The 6,116-nt window shown below is 64.6% G+C and carries 2 pseudogenes; one reads left to right on the forward strand and one right to left on the reverse strand.

Annotated elements, in window-relative coordinates:
* Window positions 1-730 precede the first annotated feature (730 nt).
* Window positions 731-5,448 (reverse strand): annotated as a pseudogene (uvrA, locus tag OBACDRAFT_RS31285) (excinuclease ABC subunit UvrA); the annotation flags it as partial.
* A 119-nt stretch (window positions 5,449-5,567) separates the two neighbouring features.
* Between uvrA and OBACDRAFT_RS18420 the strand changes: the two are divergent.
* A pseudogene (locus tag OBACDRAFT_RS18420) lies at window positions 5,568-6,116 on the forward strand (hypothetical protein); the annotation flags it as partial.

Here is a 6,116-nt window from a genome sequence, read left to right on the forward strand (position 1 = left end):
ACCCGCCTCCCGCCCTCCCGCCCTCCCGCCTCCCGATGCGTCCTTTGCCAGACGGCAGAGAGGGTAGCAACAGGGTAAGGCGAGGCGACGTGATGAATCACGTCGCCTAAAGCGGCGATGAATCGCCGCACTCCATATCGTAATCCTGTCCCTCCACTGAAAACGTCGAAGAACCAGATGTTACGCAGCCGAAGCAAGGAGCGGCGGTCTCCAGGCCGCCGGACGAGGCGCAATGCGCCTCGCCTCATGCAGTTCATCATTCAAACGGGCGACGCTTCGCGTCGTCCGGCGGCCTGGAGACCGCCGCTCCTGTCAAGGCAGCCGCGTAACATCAGTTATTAAAAAACAAAAATTCCACTTCAATTGGTTGTCTTCGTTTCCTTCGTTACCTTCTGTGCAATTTTTAGAACCTCCCATTAGTTAACAAAGACAGTAAGAAAGGGTTGAGTGTTGAGGAGTAGTTTTGTCCTCCGTGACCTCCGTGTCCGAGCTCCGTGTCCTCTGTGGCAAAAAAGATTTTTCAGTCGGATGGGCGGCTGTGCCCTCTGCCGAATTTTCCTGGGGCTGCACGTTGTTTCTATCGCTTCGTTTTATGCTTGCCGGGAGGTGTGGTCTGCGGCGCCGGCGGCAGGTCGCGGTAGGTGCCGCGGAGGGGGTGGGGGATGCCTTTGGCGAGGAAGAGGCCGGTGAGGGAGCGGGCGTTTTTCTTGATGTCGGCAGGGGTGCCTTCGGCCAATAACTCGCCGCCGTGGATGCCTGCGGCTGGGCCGAGGTCGATGATGTGATCGGCGTGGTCCATCAACTCGTCGTCGTGCTCAACTACTAGGAGGGTGTTTCCTTTGTCCCGGAGGTTTTTGAGGGTCTCGATGAGGCGGTCGTTGTCGCGGGCGTGCAGGCCGATGCTGGGTTCGTCGAGGACGTAGAGAACGCCGGCCAGATTGGTGCCGAGTTGCGAGGCGAGGCGGATGCGTTGGGCTTCGCCGCCGCTGAGGGTGCCGGTGGGCCGGTCTAGGGTGAGGTAGCCGAGTCCTACGTGGTCAAGAAAACGGAGGCGTTCTTCGATCTGCGGGACGATGTCCTGCGTGATGCGGCGGCCGCGTTCGTCGAGTTTGAGTTGCGTGAGGTTTTTTAGGAGTTGCGCGGGGGTGGCGCGGAGGAGTTGCGGGAGGGAGAGGGCGGCGCGGTGCGCCGAACGTCGAACATTCAACATCGAACGTCCAACATCGAATGTCGGAATGCCCGCGGCGGCGGTGGTGAAATGGAGTTTGACGGCGCGGGCGATGCGGTTGAGGCGGTCGCCGTGACAGGCGGGACAGGGGGTGCCTTCGTCAGTGAGTTCGTCGTCGGTTTCGAGGCCGAGTGCGCGGAGTTGGGCGGCGGGGTCGTTGGAGTTGCGGTCGTCGTCGTCAGCGGTTTCGGCGGTGAGCATCCAAGGATAAATCCGTCCGTGGCCGCGACAGGCGGGACACCAGCCGCGGGGGGAGTTGTGCGAAAAGTGTTTGGGATCGAGTTCGGGGAAGGATTCGCCGGTCTCGATGTCGGTGCGCGTGGTGGAAAACCAGGAGAGGATTTTGCTGCCGCCCGTGGCGGACGAGGTGGCGGGGATGGCGAGGAAGCAGGAGCCTTTGCCGAGTTCAAGGGCGCGGGTGAGAGCGGCGCTGGCGGCGGCGGCGGGGGGGAGGTTTTTGTTTTGGGATTTGGAATTTTGGTTTTTGGGATTTGCGAGCGTAGCGAGCTTGAGGTCCGCAACGACGGCTTCGATGTCGTGCTCTTTGTAGCGGTCGAGTTTTTGGAATGTATCGGTGAGCAGGATACGTCCGTCGGCGCGCATGAGTTCGTAGTTTTGTTTGCCAATCCAGGTGGCGATGGGCTGGTGGTGGCCTTTGCGTCCGCGGACGAGGGGGGCGCAGAGGTAGAGGTGTTTGGCGCGGCGGGCGGCGGGAGTGGCGAGGGTGTCGGCGAGGAGTTTTTTGAGCTGGCCGGGCGAGAGGGGTTGCACGGGGCGGTCGGTGTCGGGGTGGTGCTGGATGCCGAGGCGGGCGTAGAGGAGGCGAAGGTATTGGGCGACTTCGGTGATGGTGGCGACGGTGGACTTGCGCGAGCCGCGGGTGATGCGTTGTTCGATGGCGACGGTGGGCGGGATGCCGGTGAGTCGGTCGATGGCGGGGCGGGGGAGTTGTTCGACGAACTGGCGGGCGTAGGGTGACATGGACTCCATGAAGCGGCGCTGGCCTTCGGCAAATACGATGTCGAAGGCGAGGGTGGACTTGCCGGAGCCGCTGACGCCGGTGACGACAGAGAGCTGGCGGTGGGGGATGGTGAGGGTGAGGTTTTTGAGGTTGTTCTCGCGGGCACCGATGAGGGTGAGGGCAGCGGGGGGGGGGGGAGGGGGAGGGGGGCGACGCTTTGCGTCGTCATGCGGGCGGGATGCCCGCGCCACGTTTACCGCTTCTTCGAGTGCGGCGCGGAGGTAGGTGGCGGTGGCGGTATCGGTTTGCGCGATACGTTCGGGGGGGCCTTCGGCAACGATGCGTCCGCCGTCGGATCCGGCTTCGGGGCCGATTTCGATGAGCCAGTCGGCGGATTTGAGGACGTCGAGGTTGTGCTCGATGACGATGACGCTGTGGCCTGCGTCCACGAGGCGCTGGAGCACGCCGACGAGTCGCTTCACGTCGTGGCGGTGGAGGCCGGTGGTGGGCTCGTCGAGGAGGAGGAGGGCGCCCGTTGGGGTTTGGGCTGCGCCGGAGGCGTTGCCGAGGTGGCGGACGAGTTTGAGGCGTTGGGATTCGCCGCCGCTGAGGGTGTTGAGGGGCTGGCCGAGCGTGAGGTAGCCGAGGCCGACGTCGGCCAGAGGTTGCAGGCGGGCGTGGATTTTTTCGTGGGTTTTGGCGTTGGGCGCGTCGTCGGCAGCGGCGGCGGCAAAGAGGGCGAGGGCGTCGTCCACAGGGGTGTTGAGGAGGTCGGCGACGGAGTGGCCGCGCCAGCGGATGGCGAGGACTTCGGGCTTGAAGCGGCGGCCTTCGCAAATGGGGCAGGGGACAAAGACGTCGGAGAGGAATTGCATTTCGACGCGTTCGAAGCCGAGGCCCTGGCAGTGTTCGCAGCGTCCGTCGCCAGCGTTGAACGAGAAGCTGGACGAGGTGTAGCCGGCGGCCTGGGCGGTGGGTTCGCGGGCGTAGAGGTCGCGGATGAGTTCCCAGGCGTCGGTGTAGAGGGCGGCGTTGGAGCGGGGGGTGCGGGAGAGGGGGGACTGGTCCACGAGGACGATTTCGCCGATGGCGTCGTCGCCGGTGAGGGTGGCGATGGCGGCGGGGTCTTCGGTGAGTTGGTGGCGTTTGGCAAGGAGTCCTTGATGGATGACGTTGTCGAGGAGAGTCGATTTGCCGGAGCCGCTGACGCCGGAGAGGGCAACGAGGCGGCGGAGCGGGAGTTTTACGGTGAGGTCGCGGAGGTTGTGCTTGGTGACGCCAGTGATGGTGAGGAAGGGGGGGGGGGGAGGCGGCAGGGGCGTCGCGTAGTGGGGGTTTCGATACGGAGACGGTTGGAGAGGTAGCGTCCGGTGAGGGCGTCGGAGGCGAGGAGTTTTTCGACGGAGCCTTGGAAAACGACGTGCCCGCCGCGGGCGCCGGGTTCGGGGCCGATCTCGATGACGTGGTCGGCGGCGCGGATCATGGATTCGTCGTGCTCGACGACGACGACGGTGTTGCCGGCGTCGGTCAGCGTGCGGATGATGGCGATGAGGCGGTCGATGTCGCGGGGGTGCAGGCCGACGCTGGGTTCGTCGAGGACGAAGAGCGTATCCACAAGCGAGGTACCGAGGCAGGAGGTGAGGTTGACGCGCTCGACTTCGCCGCCGCTGAGGGTTTTGGAGGTGCGGTCGAGCGTGAGGTAGCCAAGGCCGACTTGCCGGAGGTAACGCAGGCGGCTGAGAATGGATTCGAGCGCGAGGGCCGCGGGGGCCGCAGACGGTTGACCCGGTAGGGAGGCCTCTCCGAGGCCTCCGCTAGAGCGCTCCAAAGACTGGCGTGAATCGTTGCCGTCAACCACGTGCGACGGAGGCCTCGGAGAGGCCTCCCTACCTTGGGTGAGTTGTGCGAGCAGTTCGCTGACGGGGAGTTGGTAGAGTTCGGGGAGGGTGCGGCCCTGCCAGCGCCAGCAGAGGGCTTCGGGCTGGAGGCGGGCACCGTGGCAGGCGGAGCAGAGGTTGTAGGCACGGTAGCGCGAGAGGAAGACGCGGACGTGCATTTTGTAGGTGGTGCTTTCGAGCCAGTTGAAAAATCCTTTGAGTCCGTACCAGAGGTCGTCGGTGTCGTAGTCGATTTCTTCGCCGCGGGCTTTGCGGGCGCGGTATTCGGGTTCACCGAGCATGATGAACTCGCGTTGTTTTTCGGTGAGTTGGGCGTAGGGGATGCGGGTGGGGATTTTGTGGCGTCGGGCGGCGCGAATGAGGTCTTCGCGCGACATGCTGTAAACCTGGCCGACGAAGGGTTTGATCGCGCCGTCTTCGATGGAGAGGGTTTGGTCAGGGATGGCGAGGCGGTAGTCGATTTCGATGACGCGTCCGAAGCCGCGGCACGCGGGGCAGGCGCCGAGGGGGGAGTTGAAGGAGAACATCGCAGGCGTGGCGGCGCGGAAGGTGCGGCCGGTCTTGGGCGAATGGAGGCCGCGCGAGTAGTGGCCGACTTCATGGAATGTGCCGCTGTTTTCGGCGAAGAGGTGAACTTGTCCCTGGCCGAAGTGGAGTGCGGTTTCGACGGCTTCGAGGAAACGGGAGCGGTGGGCGTCGGTGATGGCGAGGCGGTCTTGGGCGACGTGGAGAAAGGTTGAGGGTTGAAGGGTTGAGGGCTGAAGGGCGTCGATGCGCGCGGCGGTGACGGCGGCGGACGTTGCGGGCGGGACGCCCGCGCCACTCGGAGTGGAAATCAGGACGCGGGTGTAGCCTTGGGCTTGGAGGTTTTGGAGGATTTCGGTCCAGGAGAGTTTTTCGGGGCGGGTGACGCGGAAGGCGATCACGAGCGTGGCGTCGGCATGAGCGGCGCGGGTTTTTTGCCAGATGGTCTGCGGGTTGTCGTCCTCGACTTGTTCGCCGGTCTCGGGGTCGTAGCAGCGGGCGGTGTGGCTGAACCAGACTTTGAAGAAGTCGGTGAGCTCCGTCATGGTGCCGACCGTGGAGCGGGAGGTTTTGACGGTGTTGGTCTGCTCGATGGCGATGGAGGGGCGGATGTTCTCGATGGAGTCCACCTGGGGCTTGTCGAGGAGTTCGAGGAACTGGCGGGTGTAGGCGCTGAAGGTCTCGACGTAGCGGCGCTGGCCTTCGGCGTGGAGGGTGTCGAAAACAAGGGAGCTTTTGCCCGCGCCGCTCACGCCGGTGACGACGGTGTAGCGGCCAAGGGGAATATCGAGGTCGAAGTTTTTGAGGTTGTTCTGGCGCACGCCGCGCAAGCGGATGGCGTCGGGCGCGGGCGGGGTGGCGGGAGCGGATTGAGTGGTGCGGGTGGACTTGGCGGAGGCGGTGGACACGGCGGAAAAAGGAAAAGGGTGTGTCACATGGCGCGCGTTGTCCAATCATGGCTTGTGCCGGAGCAGAGGGTGAGTTCGTTTTTCTTGTGAGTTATCGCATCCATCAGGAAATCATCTCGCTCGCTCCGTTTGGCTCGCCAGCCGGGCTGGCGGCGGCGCTTGTCGCAAGCGGGCGGCACGGGGTGGCGTTTCTCGACAGCGGGCTGGCAATGGGGGGATTGGGGAGATTTTCGTTCATCGCATTCGATCCGTTTCTGAGTGTGGCGTCGCGGGAGACGGGAGATGGGGCCCTCGATTTGTTGCGTGGGGAGTTGGGGCGGTTTGGGCGTGGTGGTGCGAATCGGTCGGGGCTGCCGTTTGCGGGCGGGGCAATCGGGTATCTGAGTTACGAGTTGGGGGCGCGGCTGGAGGGCGTGGTGTCGGCGAGGGCGGATGAGCCGGGGTTGCCGGAGATGGCGTTCGGGTTTTACGACGGGGTGATCGCACATGATCACGCGAGCGGGGAGACCTGGCTGGTGGCGAATCCGGTGGCGGGGGGGGGGGGGGGGGAGGGGATTTTGCGGAGGCTGCGCGAGGCGGTGAGGGAAGCGGAGGAG

Source organism: Geminisphaera colitermitum TAV2, from assembly GCF_000171235.2.
Lineage (GTDB): Bacteria > Verrucomicrobiota > Verrucomicrobiia > Opitutales > Opitutaceae > Geminisphaera > Geminisphaera colitermitum.